Annotated in this window: 15 protein-coding genes; 9 read left to right on the forward strand and 6 right to left on the reverse strand. The window is 72.3% G+C overall.

Annotation, left to right across the window (positions count from 1 at the left end):
- The first annotated feature begins 40 nt into the window (after positions 1–40).
- Together OG607_RS40455 and OG607_RS40460 are read left to right on the forward strand one after the other, a co-directional pair.
- Positions 41–1,144 (forward strand): NAD(P)H-dependent flavin oxidoreductase, encoded by a 1,104-nt coding sequence (locus tag OG607_RS40455; RefSeq protein WP_405734559.1) that lies wholly within the window; start codon positions 41–43, stop codon positions 1,142–1,144.
- Positions 1,141–2,697 carry an acyl-CoA synthetase gene (locus OG607_RS40460; RefSeq protein WP_405734561.1) on the forward strand — a complete coding sequence of 519 codons (1,557 nt, stop codon included), beginning with the start codon at positions 1,141–1,143 and terminating at the stop codon, positions 2,695–2,697. Before OG607_RS40455 ends, OG607_RS40460 begins: the two co-directional genes overlap by 4 nt.
- A gap of 814 nt (positions 2,698–3,511) precedes the next feature.
- Here OG607_RS40460 and OG607_RS40465 read toward each other — a convergent pair.
- From OG607_RS40465 to OG607_RS40480, 4 genes are all read right to left on the reverse strand, one after another.
- Complete coding sequence (locus OG607_RS40465) at positions 3,512–3,901, reverse strand: rhodanese-like domain-containing protein (RefSeq protein WP_405734563.1); 390 nt, start codon at positions 3,899–3,901, stop codon at positions 3,512–3,514.
- Positions 3,898–4,425: a cysteine dioxygenase gene (locus OG607_RS40470; protein ID WP_405734565.1), complete on the reverse strand. Its 528-nt coding sequence runs from the start codon at positions 4,423–4,425 to the stop codon at positions 3,898–3,900. Before OG607_RS40470 ends, OG607_RS40465 begins: the two co-directional genes overlap by 4 nt.
- A 133-nt stretch (positions 4,426–4,558) precedes the next feature.
- Positions 4,559–5,113 (reverse strand): chloramphenicol phosphotransferase CPT, encoded by a 555-nt coding sequence (gene cpt, locus OG607_RS40475; protein ID WP_405734567.1) that lies wholly within the window; start codon positions 5,111–5,113, stop codon positions 4,559–4,561.
- A gap of 12 nt (positions 5,114–5,125) precedes the next feature.
- Positions 5,126–5,656 carry a CGNR zinc finger domain-containing protein gene (locus OG607_RS40480; RefSeq protein WP_405734569.1) on the reverse strand — a complete coding sequence of 177 codons (531 nt, stop codon included), beginning with the start codon at positions 5,654–5,656 and terminating at the stop codon, positions 5,126–5,128.
- Between the two features lie 36 nt (positions 5,657–5,692).
- On the opposite strand from OG607_RS40480, the gene OG607_RS40485 reads away from it, so the two are divergent.
- Together OG607_RS40485 and OG607_RS40490 are read left to right on the forward strand one after the other, a co-directional pair.
- Positions 5,693–6,397, forward strand: coding sequence for a hypothetical protein (locus tag OG607_RS40485; RefSeq protein WP_405734571.1), 705 nt, complete (start codon positions 5,693–5,695; stop codon positions 6,395–6,397).
- A 7-nt stretch (positions 6,398–6,404) separates the two neighbouring features.
- The gene (locus OG607_RS40490; RefSeq protein WP_405734573.1) at positions 6,405–7,199 is read left to right on the forward strand and encodes an endonuclease/exonuclease/phosphatase family protein; all 795 of its coding nucleotides are present in this window, start codon (positions 6,405–6,407) and stop codon (positions 7,197–7,199) included.
- Between the two features lie 499 nt (positions 7,200–7,698).
- Here OG607_RS40490 and OG607_RS40495 read toward each other — a convergent pair whose 3' ends face one another.
- Entirely contained in the window at positions 7,699–9,327 is a 1,629-nt protein-coding gene (locus OG607_RS40495) for an acyl-CoA synthetase (RefSeq protein WP_405734575.1), read from the reverse strand.
- Between the two features lie 316 nt (positions 9,328–9,643).
- On the opposite strand from OG607_RS40495, the gene OG607_RS40500 reads away from it, so the two are divergent.
- From OG607_RS40500 to OG607_RS40520, 5 genes are all read left to right on the forward strand, one after another.
- Positions 9,644–10,447, forward strand: coding sequence for a crotonase/enoyl-CoA hydratase family protein (locus OG607_RS40500; protein ID WP_405734576.1), 804 nt, complete (start codon positions 9,644–9,646; stop codon positions 10,445–10,447).
- A 51-nt stretch (positions 10,448–10,498) separates the two neighbouring features.
- A complete protein-coding gene (locus OG607_RS40505) occupies positions 10,499–11,437 on the forward strand; it encodes a Zn-ribbon domain-containing OB-fold protein (RefSeq protein WP_405734577.1) in 939 nt (312 codons plus the stop codon).
- 8 nt (positions 11,438–11,445) lie between these two features.
- Positions 11,446–12,495, forward strand: coding sequence for a thiolase domain-containing protein (locus tag OG607_RS40510; protein ID WP_405737393.1), 1,050 nt, complete (start codon positions 11,446–11,448; stop codon positions 12,493–12,495).
- Positions 12,495–13,661 (forward strand): thiolase domain-containing protein, encoded by a 1,167-nt coding sequence (locus OG607_RS40515; RefSeq protein ID WP_405734579.1) that lies wholly within the window; start codon positions 12,495–12,497, stop codon positions 13,659–13,661. Before OG607_RS40510 ends, OG607_RS40515 begins: the two co-directional genes overlap by 1 nt.
- Before the next feature lie 78 nt (positions 13,662–13,739).
- Positions 13,740–13,997, forward strand: a complete 258-nt coding sequence (locus OG607_RS40520) for a DUF397 domain-containing protein (protein ID WP_405734581.1) — start codon at positions 13,740–13,742, stop codon at positions 13,995–13,997.
- A 56-nt stretch (positions 13,998–14,053) separates the two neighbouring features.
- Here OG607_RS40520 and OG607_RS40525 read toward each other — a convergent pair whose 3' ends face one another.
- A complete protein-coding gene (locus tag OG607_RS40525; protein WP_405734583.1) occupies positions 14,054–15,118 on the reverse strand; it encodes an isoafricanol synthase in 1,065 nt (354 codons plus the stop codon).
- Between the last annotated feature and the right edge of the window lie 32 nt (positions 15,119–15,150).

Here is a 15,150-nt window from a genome sequence, read left to right on the forward strand (position 1 = left end):
ATGTCTTCCGCTCGCGCGCACCCTGCGGCATGCTGCCCGCATGGAGACGTCGCTGAGCAAGAGGCTGGGCATCGAGCACGCCATCTTCGGCTTCACGCCGTTCCCCGCCGTCGCGGCCGCGATCAGCCGCGCCGGCGGGATGGGCGTGCTCGGCGCGGTGCGGTACGCGCAGGCGGACGAGCTGGCGCGGAGTCTGGACTGGCTGGAGGCGAACACCGACGGGCGGCCGTACGGCCTGGACGTGGTGATGCCGGCGAAGAAGATCGAGGGCGTCACCGAGGCGGACGTCGAGGCGATGATCCCCGAAGGCCACCGGAGTTACGTACGCGAGGTGCTGGCGAAGCACGGCGTGCCGGAGCTGGGCCCGGACGATGTGTCGGGGTGGCGGATCACCGGGTGGATGGAGCAGGTCGCGCGGTCGCAGCTGGACGTGGCGTTCGAGTATCCGATCAAGCTGCTCGCGAACGCGCTGGGCTCGCCGCCCGCCGACATCGTCGAGCGCGCCCATGACCACGGCATCCTGGTCGCGGCCCTGGCCGGCAGCGCGCGGCATGCCAAGCACCACCAGGACGCGGGTATCGACATCGTCGTCGCGCAGGGGTACGAGGCGGGTGGCCACACCGGCGAGATCGCCAGCATGGTGCTGGTCCCGGAGGCCGTACGGGCCGTGGATCCGCTGCCGGTGCTGGCCGCCGGGGGCATCGGGACCGGGGAGCAGGTGGCCGCGGGGCTGGCGCTGGGCGCGCAGGGCGTGTGGCTCGGCTCGGTGTGGCTGACCACGACGGAGGCCGAGCTCCCGTCCCCGGCGCTGATGGCCAAGCTGCTCGCGGCGGGTTCGGGCGACACCGTCAGGTCGCGCGCGCTGACCGGCAAGCCGGCCCGTCAGCTGCGTACGGAGTGGACCGACGCGTGGGAGGACCCGGCCGGGCCGGGGCCATTGCCGATGCCCCTGCAGGGGCTGCTGGTGGCGGACGCGATCAGCCGGATCCAGAGGTACGAGATCGGGCCGCTGCTCGGCACGCCGGTGGGCCAGATCGTCGGCCAGATGAACGAACGGCGCAGCGTCCAGGCGGTGTTCGACGACCTCACCCGGGGCTTCGAGCGGGCCCTGGACCGGCTGAACACGATCGGGGGCAGGGCATGACCACAACAACCGGTACCAACGGCTTCTGGGCCCAGGCCGCCGCCGACCCCGGCCGGATCGTGCTCGTCGCCCCGGACGGCGAGGAGTGGACCGCCGCCCGGCTGCACTCCGCCGCCAACCGGCTGGTCCACGGGCTGCGCGCGGCGGGCATGCGTCCCGGCGACGCGGTGGCCGTCGTGCTGCCCAACGGGGTGGAGTTCTTCACCGCGTATCTCGCCGCCTTCCAGGCCGGGTTCTACCTCGTGCCGGTCAACCACCACTTCGTCGCCCCCGAGATCGCCTGGATCGTCGCCGACTCCGGTGCGAAGGTCCTGGTCGCGCACGCCCGTTACGGCGAGCAGGCCCGCGCCGCCGCCGACGAGGCCGGACTCCCGGCCGAGCGCCGCTACGCGGTGGGCGTCATCGACGGCTTCCGCCCGTACGAGGAACTCCTGGCCGGGCAGCCCGACACACCCCCGGCCGAGCGCACCAGCGGCGGCATCATGAACTACACCTCCGGAACCACCGGCCGCCCGCGCGGAATCCGCCGCCCGCTGTCCGGCAAGCCCCCGGAGGAGACGTATCTCGGCGGCTTCCTCGGCGTCTTCGGCATCAAGCCGTACGACGGCAACACGCACCTGGTCTGCTCGCCGCTCTACCACACCGCCGTCCTGCAGTTCGCGGGCGCGTCGCTGCACATCGGGCACCCGGTCGTCCTGATGGACAAGTGGACGCCCGAGGAGATGCTCCGGCTCATCGACCGCCACCGCTGCACCCACACCCACATGGTCCCGACCCAGTTCCACCGGCTGCTGGCCCTCCCGGACCAGGTGCGGGGCCGGTACGACGTGTCGTCCATGCGGCACGCCATCCACGGCGCAGCTCCCTGCCCCGAGCACGTCAAGCGAGCCATGCTGGACTGGTGGGGCCCGTGCGTCGAGGAGTACTACGCCGCCAGCGAGGGCGGCGGCACCTTCGCCCCGGCCGAGGACTGGCTGAAGAAGCCGGGAACGGTCGGCAAGGCCTGGCCGTTCAGCGAGATCGCGATCCACGACGACGACGGGAACCGGCTGCCGCCGGGCGAACTGGGCACGGTCTACATCAACATGAAGACCGGCGGCTTCCGCTATCACAAGGACGAGGACAAGACCCGCAAGAACCGCATCGGCGACTTCTTCACCGTCGGCGACCTCGGTTATCTCGACGAGGACGGCTATCTCTTCCTCCGCGACCGCAAGATCGACATGATCATCTCCGGCGGGGTCAACATCTACCCCGCCGAGATCGAGGCCGTCCTCCTCACCCACCCCGCCGTCGCCGACGCCGCCGCCTTCGGCATCCCCCACGACGACTGGGGCGAGGAGGTCAAGGCCGTCGTCGAGCCCGCCCCGGGACACGACCCCGGGCCCGAGCTGGCCGCGGCGATCCTCGCCCACTGCGAGCAGCGGCTCGCGGGCTACAAGCGGCCCAAGTCCGTCGACTTCACCGCCGAGATGCCGCGCGACCCCAACGGCAAGCTCTACAAGAGGCGGCTGCGCGACCCGTACTGGGAGGGGCGGGACCGCAAGCTCTGAGCCGGTGCCGGTGCCGTTGCGGTTTGCGGTGGCGTCGGTCGGGGTTGCTCGTTCCGTCCTCAAGCGCCGGACGGGCCGCGCGGCGGTGCCGCCTGCGCCCGGTGTTGTTGCGTTGCCGCCCGCCATGGTTGGCGGTTCCGTCCTCAAGCGCCGGACGGGCTGGGTTGGCCGTTGTGCGCCTGCTGTTGTCGTACGGTCGGGGCCGCCTGCCGGGACTGCGTCCTCAGCGCTCGCGACTCGGGTCGGCCTGGTTCGTGCCCGGGATCCTCGCTCGTCGCTTCCGGGCGCATCCCTCCACCGTCCCCTTCGGCCGGTTGGCGGCCACCGGCCGGTGGGGGTACGGGTCCTTCAGGCCCGGACGGGCTGAAGCAAACGTCTCCGGCCGGGCGGGGGCGGTGGAGGGGTTCTCCCGCAGGCGACGAGCGAGGATCCCGGGCAAGGATTTGAAGGTGCCAGAGTCGCGAGCGCCGAGGAGAGAGACCCCGGCAGGCGCCCCCGACCCCACGGCCAACCCAGCCCGTCCGGCGATTGAGGACGGACCGGCAACCACGGGCCGGGGGCGCCGCAACGACACCGGCGCAGGCGGCACCGCCCGCGACGCCCGTCCGGCGATTGAGGACGGACCGGCAACCACGGGCCGGGGGCGCCGCAACGACACCGGCGCAGGCGGCACCGCCCGCGACGCCCGTCCGGCGATTGAGGACGGACCGGCAACCACGGGCCGGGGGCACCGCAACGACACCGGCGCAGGCGGCACCGCCCGCGACGCCCGTCCGGCGATTGAGGACGGAACGGGAACGCCGGACGGGCTGGGTCAGCCGACCGGGAGCCCCGCCTGCCGCCAGGCCTGGAAGCCGCCCTCCAGGTCGGTGGCCCGGGACAGGCCGATGTCCTGGAGCGCGGCCGCCGCGAGGCTGGACGTGTAGCCCTCGGAGCAGGCCACGATCCAGCGCACACCATGGCCCGTCGCTTCCGGGATGCGCGCGTCGCTGAGCGGGTCGAGCCGCCACTCGAGCACATTGCGCTCGATCACCAGCGCCTGCGCGAAACCGCCCTCGCGCTCCCGCTGCGCCGCCGGGCGGATGTCGACCAACAGGGCGTCGCCGGCCGCCAGTTCGGCGGCCGCCTGCTGCGGCCCGATCCGGTCGAGGCGGGCGCGGGCCTCGCGCAGCAGGCGGTCGATGCCCGATTCGGTCGTGGTCATCGCAGGGCCTCCTGAAGGGACTGGGGTTCGGGCTCATCGGTCAGCACGGTACGCGTCCTGCGCAGCGAGCCCGCGTCGTCGACGGCGTAGTACGACATCGCGGTGAGCGGCGGCGAGTACGCGTGGACGCTCACCGCGGGCTCCTCGGAGGTGTTCACGACATCGTGGACATGGCCGAGCGGAAACGCCGCCCCGCGCCCGGCGGACAGCTCCCGGGTGGCGATCGCGCCGCCGCCCCGGCCGTCGTAGGCCCAGCGGTGCTCGGTGAGGGAGCCGCGCACGACGGTGAGGGCCCCGAGGGAGCCGGCGTGGTCGTGCAGCTCGGTGGAGGTGTCGCGGGGCCAGGTGATCAGCCAGACGTCGACATACGGGTCGTGGTGCAGCCGGGTGTACCAGCGGGCGCCGGGATCGTGGACGGGCCGGTGCGCACCGCCCTCGACGGCGGCGGCGAAGCCGCGTACGAGTGCGCGCAGCTGGGAAAGGACAAGCGGCGTGGGACCGCCCGCCCTGTCGGACAGGGCCATGGGGAGAGCTCCAGAGCACGGGGGTGGTCGGGGGGAAGGCGGAATTCAGCCCCGACGACAGCTCTGGTCGAAATGGTGCGCACGACGACCCGGCCACAGGGGCCCGAGGTCGAAGAAGTTCGTACGCATGCCCCTATGAAAGCACACGCGTCACGCGCGCGGCGATGATCCGTGCGCAGTCGACGGACTCCGCGCGGGCCGTGTCCACCTCCAGGTCGTACACCACTCCCCGGTGCACCAGCTCCGCCTGGGACTCGGCCATCCCGGTCGCCCGGTCGCCCCGGGCGGTCTCGCGCCCGGCGGCCACCGCCGCGTCGCAGCGCACCCCGACCCACAGGACCTCCAGGCCGCGCAGCGCCTTGCGCCAGCGCTCCTGCGAGGCGGGACCGCCGAGGAAGACCTCGTCCACGACGACCCGCGCGCCCGCCTGGGCCATGGCGGCGACGCCCTGAGCCCAGGCCTCGTCCAGAGCCTTGAAGGCCTCGCCGACGCTGACCTCGCCGTCCGGGCCGAAGTCGATCCCGGTGTCAGAGGCCCGCATAGCCGCGGGCAGCGCGTCGACGAGGGTGTCGGCGCCGAAGGTCAGCCAGGGGTCCGGCAGCAGCAGAGCCTGCAGGCAGCGGGCGATCCCGGACTTGCCGGAGCTGGAGCCGCCGTTGAGCACGATCACTCGGGTGGGGGTGGACATCTGCACAGGCTCTCATTCTCCCGGCCGTTGGCGGGCCCGGTGGGCGGCCACCGTGGTGCGGCTGGCGCAGGTGTTGGAGCAGAAGCGGCGGCTGCGGTTGCGCGACTGGTCGACGAAGAAGCGCGGGCAGCCCTCCGCCCGGCAGCGGCCGACGGTGACGTCCGGTGTCCCGCAGGCGATGTGGGCCAGGGCGGCGGCGCAGGTCCGGCCCAGCCAGCGGGCGGCGGGCTCGCCGTCGGGCGCGTAGTGCAGATGGGCGGTGCCGGGGCCGTCGTGGTCGCTGACGTGCAGGCGGGGCGGGAAGCGGGTGAGCAGCCGGTTGACGGGGCCGAGCGGCCCGCCGTCGGCGACGGCGGCGACGGCCGCACGCAGGGCGGGGAGCAGGGCCGCGAGCTCGGGCCACTGCGGCGGGTGGATGCGGTGCTCGCTGAACATCTGTGCCGTTTCCGGGCTCAGGTCGGCCGGGCTGCCCGCTGTCCCGTCGGCGTTGACGATCTCCACGGCCAGCCGGGCAACATTGCCCATGTAGTCCTCGTAACGCACTTGACCACCTACCTGTTCGCTGCGACCGTAGCCGTCATGACTCATGACGCCACCTACTTTGCCGTACCCGCACTCGCCGCCGCCCGCCACCTCCAGCGGGCCGGCCAGTGGGACACCGCCCTGCGGTACCTCCCGGACGGCCCGGCCGGAGCCGCGCTGCGCGCCGAGATCCTCGTCGACCGGCAGTCCTGGCGGCTGGACCCGTTCGACGAAGCCCTCGCCGCGGTCGGGGCGGCGGCCGGCGCGGAGCCCGAGCTGGCCGCCTTCCTCACCGCACAGCTCGAATACTTCCGGCTCCTGCGCAAGCTGGACGGCGCCCCGCTCGGCCCCGACCCCGCCGAGGCCTTCGGCTTACTGGACGGCCACGCCCCGCTCGCCGGCTGGGCCGCCTTCTGGCACTCCATAACCCTGGACAACCTCCACGGCGACGCCACGGCCGCGGCCGCCGGATACGCCCGCGCCCTGACCCTCGCCCGAGCCGCCGACGACCCGCTGCTGGAGTCGTACGTCGTCCGCCACCAGGGCGGCCAGGCACTCGACGACGGCGACCGCGAGCGCGCGACAGCCCTCGCCCGCCGCTCCCTCCAACTGCGCGCCGGCTGCGGTGCCCGCCCGCACGTGGCCGCCGCGCAGGCCCTGCTCGCGGACGCGCTCGGCGAGACCGAGGAGGCCGCGGAGCTCCGCTCCATCCTCGCGCGCACCGCCGACGAGCTGGACCTGGCGTGGCTCAAGCAGGAATGATCGCCGTGTGCGCGTGATGACGTGGAATCTGTGGTGGCGATTCGGGCCCTGGGAACAGCGGCAGCATGCGATTCTCGACGTCCTGCGCGACATCCGGCCCGACGTGATCGGGCTCCAGGAGGTCTGGGCCCAGGGCGACGACAACCTCGCCGCCTGGCTCGCCGGCGAACTCGGCATGCACTGGACCTGGGTCGCCTCCGACGCCCCCTGGCGGTTCCACAAGCGCCTCGGCGACGCCACGGTCGACGTCGGCAACGCGGTCCTCAGCCGCTGGCCCATCGCGGAGCACGCCTCACTCCGGCTCCCTGTCGACGACGGCACGGACGACGGCCGCACGGCCCTGTACACGCTGCTGGACGCGCCCGGGCACCAAGTGCCCTTCTTCACCACGCACTTGAACTCCGCCCCGCGTGAATCCGCGGTGCGGTGCCGGCAAGTCGCCGCCGTCGCCCGCTTCGTCGCGGAGCGCGGTTCCGGCGCCGGCACGGACCACCCGCCCATCGTCACCGGCGACTTCAACGCCGAGCCGGACTCGGACGAACTACGGCTGTTCGGCAGCCAGGGACTCATGGACGCCTGGCACCTCGCCGACCCGCAGGCACCGTCCGTCACCTGGGACCTGGCCAACGACTACCCCTCACTCACCTTCGAGCGCGGCTGGCGCATCGACTACATCCACGTCGGCCTCCCCGGCCCCGGCGGCCTCGGCACCATCCGCTCCGCCCGCCGCGCGGGCGACGTCCCTGTGGACGGCGTATGCCCCTCGGACCACGCGGCGGTCGTCGCGGAGCTCGGTCCGTGACCCGGGTGCCGTTTGCCATGGCCGAGGGTTCCGTCCTCAATCGCCGGACGGGCTGGGTTGGCCGTGGGGTCGGGGGCGCCTGCCGGGGTCTCTCTCCTCGGCGCTCGCGACTCCGGCACCTTCAGTTCCTACCCGGGATCCTCGCTCGTCGCCTGCGGGAGAACCCCTCCACCGCCCCCTCCCGGCCGGATAGCAAGTTTCAGCCCGTCCGGGCTGGAGGACCCGTACCCCCAACGGCCGGTGGCCGCGAACGGGCCGAAGGGGACGGTGGAGGGATGCGCCCGGAAGCGACGAGCGAGGATCCCGGGCACGAACCGGGCCGACCCCAGTCGCGAGCGCTGAGGACGCAGTCCCGGCAGGCGGCCCCGACCGTAGGACAAGGGCGGGCGCACACCGGCCGACCCAGCCCGTCCGGCGCTTGAGGACGGAACCGCCAGCCATGGCAGCCGGCACCGCAACGGCACCGCTACCGCACCGCTACCGCACCGCAACGGCACCGCTACCGCACCGCGGCCGCCGCCGTGGCCGCCGCCCAGCGGTAGTCCGCCTTGCCACTGGGGGAGCGCTGGACGCGCGCCGTGAGGACGAGGCTGCGCGGAATCTTGTAGCCGGCGAGGCGGGCGCGGCAGTGGGCCTGGATCTGCTCCAGGGTGAGCGGCGCAGCGCCCTCGCGGAGCTGGACGACGGCGGAGACGTGGTTGCCCCACTTGGGGTCGGGGACGCCGGCGACGAGGGCGTCGTAGATGTCGGGGTGGGCCTTGAGGGCCTCCTCGACCTCCTCCGGGTAGACCTTCTCGCCGCCGGTGTTGATGCACTGGGAGCCGCGGCCGAGGACGGTGACGACGCCGTCGTCGCCGACGGTGGCCATGTCGCCGAGCAGGACCCAGCGTTCGCCGTCGCGCTCGAAGAAGGTCTGGGAGGTTTTGTCCGGGTCGTTGTAGTAGCCGAGGGGGACGTGTCCCCGCAGCGCGATGCGGCCGGGTTCGCCGGGCGGAACGGGCAGCAGCGTGGCGGGGTCGACCACCGTGATGTGGGAGTTGACGCGCAGCCGGAATCCCTTGGCGGGGCCGGAGTCGTCGGTGGCCGTGCCGTTGAAGCCGGATTCGGAGGAGCCGAAGTTGTTGATGATCACGACGTTGGGCAGGAGCTCGTGGAACTGGGCGCGTACGGTCTCCGACATGATCGCGCCGGAGCTGGAGACGGTGAAGAGCGAGGAGCAGTCGGCGCCCTTGAGCGGCCCGGCGAGGGCGTCGGCGAGCGGCCGCAGCATCGCGTCGCCGACCAGGGAGATGCTGGTGACCCGCTCGCGCTCGACGGTGTGCAGCACCTCCTCGGGGACGTACTTGCGGTGAATGACCACCTTCTGGCCGAAGTTGAAGCCGATGAAGGCGGTGAGCGTGGAGGTGCCGTGCATCAGCGGGGCGGTCGGGAAGAAGACCAGTCCCTCGCCGCCCGCCGCGACCCGCTCGGCCAGCTCCTCGGGCCGTTTGACGGGCACGCCGGTGGGGGCGCCGCCGCCCATGCCGGAGAAGAAGAGATCCTCGTGCCGCCACATGACGCCCTTGGGCATGCCGGTGGTGCCGCCGGTGTAGATGATGAACTGGTCGTCGGGGGAGCGCGGGCCGAAATCCCGGTCCGGTGAGCCGGACGCCTCGGCCTCGGCGAAGGGGACGGGCGGGACCGCCGGTTCGGCGGTTCCGGCGGGCGGTGCTTCGCCTACGCGGATGAGGTGCCGCAGCCGCTGCGTGCCGGCGAGCGCGGTGGTCACGCGCGGGGTGAACTCGGTGTCGTAGACGAGCGCCACGAGGTCGGCGTCGCGGAAGAGATAGACCAGCTCGTCGGCCACGTAACGGTAGTTGACATTGACCGGGACCGCGCGGATCTTCAGGCACGCGAGCGCGGTCTGCAGGTACTCGACGCAGTTGTAGAGGTACAGGCCGACATGCTGCTCGGGCCCGATGCCGTTCGCGGCGAGATGATGGGCGAGCCGGTTCGCGGCGGCGTCCAGCTCGGCGTAGGTGAGCCGGCGCTCCGCGCCCGTGCCTGGGTGGTCGATGTGGGCCAGCGCTTCACGGTGCGGTACGACGTCCACGACCGACTCGAAGAGGTCGGCAAGGTTGTACTCCACGGCTCCTCCATGAGGCTCGGCGCCCGTCATTAGAGCGCTCCGTGCGTGCGCTGTGAAGGGGGTTCGCAGCAGAATCTGACTGGTAGTCAGAAAAGTATTGAACTTGACCTGCGCCTACTGCAACCTGTTCTAGGGCCTGTCCGGCGGATCTCCGTGGGGAAGGAGCGGTGTCTGGTGCCTGCGATGGCAAGGCGGAGGAAGGAAGCGACGCGGAGCGTCGTTGACTGACGACAACGCCGCCAGCGCTGGTGCCAGGCGCCGCGACGCCACGGAGATCCGCCGGACAGGCCCTAGGTCTGCGATGGGAGGACGGACCATGGGCGGCACCGAACACCTCACGGTGGAGCGCGTCGGCGCGACACTCGTACTCACCCTCAACCGGCCGGAGGCGAAGAACGCGCTGTCGCTGCCGATGCTCGTCGGCCTGCACGACGGCTGGCTCGAAGCCGATGAGGACGACACGATCCGCTCTGTCGTCCTCACCGGCGCCGGCGGTTGCTTTTGCTCCGGCATGGACCTCAAATCGCTCGCCTCCAATGGCGGCCTGACGGGGCAGCAGTACCGCGACCGGCTCACCGCCGACCCCGATCTGCACTGGAAGGCGATGCTCCGCCACCACCGCCCCCGCAAACCCGTGATCGCCGCGGTCGAGGGCCACTGCGTCGCCGGCGGCACGGAGATCCTGCAGGGCACCGATATCCGCATCGCCGGCGAGAGCGCCGTCTTCGGCCTCTACGAGGTCCGCCGCGGCCTCTTCCCGATCGGCGGCTCCACGGTGCGGCTGGCCCGGCAGGTGCCGCGCACGCATGCGCTGGAGATGCTGCTGACCGGGCGGCCCTACACGGCGGAGGAAGCCGCAGCCATCGGTCTGATCGGCCATGTCGTCCCCGACGGCACCGCCCTCGACAGGGCGCTGGAGACGGCTGAGCTGATCAACGCGAACGGTCCGCTGGCGGTGGAGGCTGTGAAGGCCTCGGTGTACGAGACGGCCGAGCTGTCGGAGGCGGAGGGCCTGAAGCTCGAACTGGAGCGCGGCTGGCCGATTTTCGCCACGGCGGACGCGAAGGAAGGGTCGAAGGCCTTCGCGGAGCGGCGCCCGGCGGTGTTCCGCCGTGAGTAAGGCCCTGGTTCAAGCGCAACAACCCATCCACCAAAGGCGAGGGCAACACCCATGCTGACCGCCCCACTGGTCGTCGAATTCCCTTTCACCCGCTCCCTCGGCCCCGTACAGAGCGCGTTCCTCACCGGTCTGCGCGAGCGCACCGTGCTCGGCGTGCGCACCGCCGGCCGCAGGGTCCTGGTGCCGCCCGTCGAGTACGACCCCGTCACCGCCGAGGAGATCCGCGATCTCGTCGAGGTGGCCCCGACCGGCACCGTCACCACCTGGGCCTGGAATCCGTCCCCCCGCCCGAACCAGCCCCTGAGCACGCCGTTCGCCTGGGTGCTGGTGCGCCTGGACGGGGCGGACACCGCGCTGCTGCACGCGCTGGACGCACCCGGGCCGGAGGCCGTGCGCAGCGGGATGCGGGTCCGGATCCGGTGGGCGCGGGAGCGGGTCGGGGCGATCACGGACATCGCCTGCTTCGAACCCCACGACGGCGGAATCACCGCCCGGGCGGTCCCCCACAGCGGCGAGTTCGCCGACCCCGTCACCGGGATCACGGCCCCGGCCCGCCTGGACTACACCTACAGCCCCGGCCGTGCGCAGACCCGCTACCTCACCGCGCTCGAAGCCGACCGCCGGACGCTCGGCGAGCGGTGCCCCTCCTGCCGGAAGGTGTACGTGCCGCCGCGCGGGGCGTGCCCGACCTGCGGGGTGGCCACCAGGGAGCAGGTGGAGGTGGGCCCGCGCGGCACCGTCACCACCTACTGCATCGTCAACATCAAGGCGCGCAACCTCGACATCGAGGTCCCCTACGTCTACGCCCACATCGCCCTCGACGGCGCCGACCTGGCCCTGCACGGCCGGATCGGCGGCATCCCGTACGACCAGGTCCGGATGGGCCTGCGCGTGGAGCCGGTCTGGACGGGCGACGGCCGCTACCCCGACCACTACCGCCCGACCGGCGAGCCGGACGCCGACTACGAGGCATACAAGGAGCTGTTGTGACCACGCTGATGCCGACGCGCGACGTGGCGATCGTGGCGTTCGCCCAGACCCGGCACGTACGCGACAGTGCGGCCGACTCCGAGGTCGAGATGCTGATGCCGGTGCTGCACGACGTGCTGGCTCAGGTCGGCCTCAAAACGGGCGAGATCGGCTTCACGTGCTCCGGCTCGTCCGACTACCTCGCGGGCCGGGCCTTCTCCTTCACGATGGCCCTGGACGGGGTCGGGGCCTGGCCGCCGATCTCGGAGTCCCACGTCGAGATGGACGGGGCCTGGGCGCTGTACGAGGCCTGGGTGAAGCTGCTCACCGGGGAGGCGGAGACCGCGCTGGTGTACGCGTACGGGAAGTCCTCGCCCGGCGAGGTGCGTGACGTTCTGACCCGGCAGCTGGACCCGTACTACGTCGCCCCGCTGTGGCCGGACTCGATCGTGCTGGCGGCGCTTCAGGCGCAGGCGCTGATCGACGCGGGCGAGACCGACGAGGACGGGCTGGCGGCGATCGCCGGGCGCAGCCGCAGCGACGGCGCGCGCAATCCGTACGCCCAGCTCGGCGGCGAGCACGCGCAGGGGGACTACGTGGTACGCCCGCTGCGCCGCGCCGACTGCCCGCCCGTCGGGGACGGCGCGGCGGCCGTGGTCCTGGCCGCCGGGGACACCGCCAGGCGGCTCTGCGCACGCCCGGCGTGGATCCGGGGGATGGACCACCGCATCGAGGCCCACAGCCTGGGCGTACGGGACCTCACCGACTCGCCGTCCACGCGTCTGGCGGCCGGCAACGCGGGAGCCTTCGACGCGCCCGTGGACACCGCCGAACTGCACGCGCCCTTCAGCTCCCAGGAGGTCGTGCTGCGCAAGGCGTGCCGCCTGGCCGACGATGTCGTGGTCAACCCCTCGGGCGGCCCGCTCGCCGCCAATCCCGTGATGGCCGCCGGACTGATCCGCCTCGGGGAGGCCGCCATGCGCATACAGCGCGGGGAATCGGAACGGGCCCTTGCGCATGCCACGTCGGGGCCGTGTCTGCAGCAGAACCTCGTCGCCGTCCTGGAGGGAGAGCGCTGATGAGCAAGGAACCCGTCGCCGTCATCGGGATCGGCCAGACCAAGCACACCTCGGCGCGCCGGGACGTCTCCATCGCCGGGCTGGTCCGGGAGGCGGCCGTCCGCGCCCTGGAGGACGCCGGGATGGGCTGGCAGGACATCGACGCGGTCGTCATCGGCAAGGCCCCGGACTTCTTCGAGGGCGTGATGATGCCGGAGCTCTACCTCGCCGACGCCCTCGGCGCGGTCGGCAAACCGATGCTGCGCGTGCACACCGCCGGTTCCGTCGGCGGCTCGACCGCCCTGGTCGCTGCCAACCTGGTCGCCGCCCGCGTCCACCGGACCGTACTGACCCTGGCCTTCGAGAAGCAGTCCGAGTCCAACGCCATGTGGGGCCTGTCCCTTCCGATCCCCTTCCAGCAGCCGCTCCTGGCCGGGGCGGGCGGCTTCTTCGCACCCCATGTGCGCGCCTACATGCGGCGCACCGGCGCGCCGGACAGCATCGGCTCGCTCGTGGCGTACAAGGACCGCCGCAACGCGCTGAAGAACCCGTACGCCCACCTCCACGAGCCGGACATCACCCTGGAGAAGGTCCAGGCCTCACCCATGCTCTGGGATCCGATCCGCTACTCCGAGACCTGCCCCTCCTCGGACGGCGCCTGTGCGATGGTCCTCGCCGACGCGGCATGCGCAGGCCGGGCCCCGCACCCGGCGGCATGGGTGCACGGCGGCGCCATGCGCAGCGAGCCGACGCTTTTCGCGGGCAAGGACTTCGTCAGCCCGCAGGCGGGCCGCGACTGCGCGGCCGACGTCTACCGGCAGGCCGGGATCGCCGATCCGCGCCGCGAGATCGACTGCGTCGAGATGTATGTGCCCTTCTCCTGGTACGAGCCGATGTGGCTGGAGAACCTCGGCTTCGCCGCCGAGGGCGAGGGCTGGAAGCTCACCGAGTCCGGCGTCACCGAGCTCGACGGTGATCTGCCCGTCAACCCCTCCGGCGGCGTCCTGTCCACCAACCCCATCGGCGCCTCCGGCATGCTGCGCTTCGCCGAGGCCGCCCTCCAGGTACGCGGCCGCGCCGGCGAGCACCAGGTGCCCGGCGCCCGCCGAGCCCTGGGCCACGCCTATGGCGGCGGGGCGCAGTTCTTTTCCATGTGGCTGGTCGGATCCGACCGTCCCGGGGCGTGAATCGGGCGCCGGGATGGGCAGGTTGTTCCTTGACCTGTCCGGCAACCGGCGGGCTGTATACGCTGGGCCCGGACGACGATGTCGGGAGGAGCGGACGTGTCCGAAAGCACGATCGATGACCGGCCGGCCAGGGAGCACAAGCCGGACCTTGACCTCACGAACGCGGAGTGGCTGTCGACCAGTCCGAGCACCGGAGACGTCCAGATCGCCTTCATCGAGGGCTTCGCCGCCATGCGCGACCGCCGCAACCCGGACGGCCCGGCGCTGATCTTCACCCCCGCCGAGTGGCGCGCCTTCGTACTGGGCGCCCGCGACGGCGAGTTCGACCTGACCTGAACCTGAAGGTGAACCTGAAGGCCTGAGCGCCGGGCGGCCGTTCGCGGGCGCCCGGCTCAACTCCGCTGCGGGGCCGCCGGTGCCCCGGGCGTTGTGAGGTGAGCCCACGGGCGCTCCCTGCCGAGGCTGACGGCGGCGATTCCGGTGGTGTCGTACCGGGTGGTCTCCAGCGACCACTCCAGGGTGCCGCGCATGAGGTTGCGCATTCCGCTCACGTAACGCATGACCTGCTTCGCCACGAGGGGCGGGACGCCTGAGGCGGCGAGGGCGGCGGGCAGTCCCGCGGCGAGGTGACGGAAGCGCGCGACGCGGGAGTTGGAGGTCGCGGCTATCCGGCGCACCGCTTCCTCCAGGCCGCAGCCGAGGTCGTGGCGCAGGACGACGACGCTGTTGTTGACGTCCCCGACGGCCAGTTCCTTGTCGAGGGAGACGATGTCGTTGACGAAGATCACCACATCGGCGGTGATCCGGCGCATCTCGGCGAGCGGGAAGCCGGCGTGCAGCTCACCCGGGAGGGCGTAACCGCCGCACCGCTCGAGGAAGTCCAGACAGGGCTGGACGCCTATCGACTCGCGCCGCCCGCGCAGGAACTCCTGCAGCGGGGGAAGGCTCGCGCCGGTCCGGTTGCGGGCCTCCCACCGGTAGGCGCGCAGATAGGCCCGCCAGTGGGTACGGAAGCGGTGCCGCCACAGGACCGGGGTGCCGGCGGTGGAGCGGACCCAGATGTCGCGGAATCCGGCCGTGAGCGGGGTGAGAGGGGACAGCGGCAGCGGGCCGTCCTCGTACATGGTGCGCACGACGGCCTCGACCACGGCGGTGACCTCGTCCGGCCGGCGCCCGAGCTCGCCGTCGAACTGGTCGTCGAAGACGAAGAACCAGGCGTTCAGGTCGGCGGCCAGGTCGAGGTCGTGCGGCGAGGCGTCCGGGTAGAAGTAGGCCATCAGCCGTTCCAGCCGCAGCGCGTCGTACTCCAGGACCGCCGAGGACTCCTCCTCCAGCATGCCGAACCGGCGCAGCCAGCGCAGCGTGTGCCGGCGGGAGCGCTCGGCGGCGGGGTTGAGGCGCGGCGTGAACGGGACGGTGAGCGGGGACAGGCGCGCGGAGGCCGAGGTGTCCGTCATCTTCCAACTCCTGGCGGGGAAACGGGGAGGGG

The organism is Streptomyces sp. NBC_01537 (genome assembly GCF_045040445.1).
Lineage (GTDB): Bacteria > Actinomycetota > Actinomycetes > Streptomycetales > Streptomycetaceae > Actinacidiphila.

Excerpts from the sequence above, each read along its gene's own strand:
- OG607_RS40455 (WP_405734559.1), top strand. The coding sequence starts at position 41 with ATGGAGACGTCGCTGAGCAAGAGGCTGGGCATCGAGCACGCCATCTTC.
- OG607_RS40460 (WP_405734561.1), top strand. The coding sequence starts at position 1,141 with ATGACCACAACAACCGGTACCAACGGCTTCTGGGCCCAGGCCGCCGCC.
- OG607_RS40465 (WP_405734563.1), bottom strand. The coding sequence starts at position 3,901 with ATGACCACGACCGAATCGGGCATCGACCGCCTGCTGCGCGAGGCCCGC.
- OG607_RS40470 (WP_405734565.1), bottom strand. The coding sequence starts at position 4,425 with ATGGCCCTGTCCGACAGGGCGGGCGGTCCCACGCCGCTTGTCCTTTCC.
- cpt (WP_405734567.1), bottom strand. The coding sequence starts at position 5,113 with ATGTCCACCCCCACCCGAGTGATCGTGCTCAACGGCGGCTCCAGCTCC.
- OG607_RS40485 (WP_405734571.1), top strand. The coding sequence starts at position 5,693 with ATGACTCATGACGCCACCTACTTTGCCGTACCCGCACTCGCCGCCGCC.
- OG607_RS40500 (WP_405734576.1), top strand. The coding sequence starts at position 9,644 with ATGGGCGGCACCGAACACCTCACGGTGGAGCGCGTCGGCGCGACACTC.
- OG607_RS40505 (WP_405734577.1), top strand. The coding sequence starts at position 10,499 with ATGCTGACCGCCCCACTGGTCGTCGAATTCCCTTTCACCCGCTCCCTC.
- OG607_RS40510 (WP_405737393.1), top strand. The coding sequence starts at position 11,446 with ATGCCGACGCGCGACGTGGCGATCGTGGCGTTCGCCCAGACCCGGCAC.
- OG607_RS40515 (WP_405734579.1), top strand. The coding sequence starts at position 12,495 with ATGAGCAAGGAACCCGTCGCCGTCATCGGGATCGGCCAGACCAAGCAC.
- OG607_RS40520 (WP_405734581.1), top strand. The coding sequence starts at position 13,740 with ATGTCGGGAGGAGCGGACGTGTCCGAAAGCACGATCGATGACCGGCCG.
- OG607_RS40525 (WP_405734583.1), bottom strand. The coding sequence starts at position 15,118 with ATGACGGACACCTCGGCCTCCGCGCGCCTGTCCCCGCTCACCGTCCCG.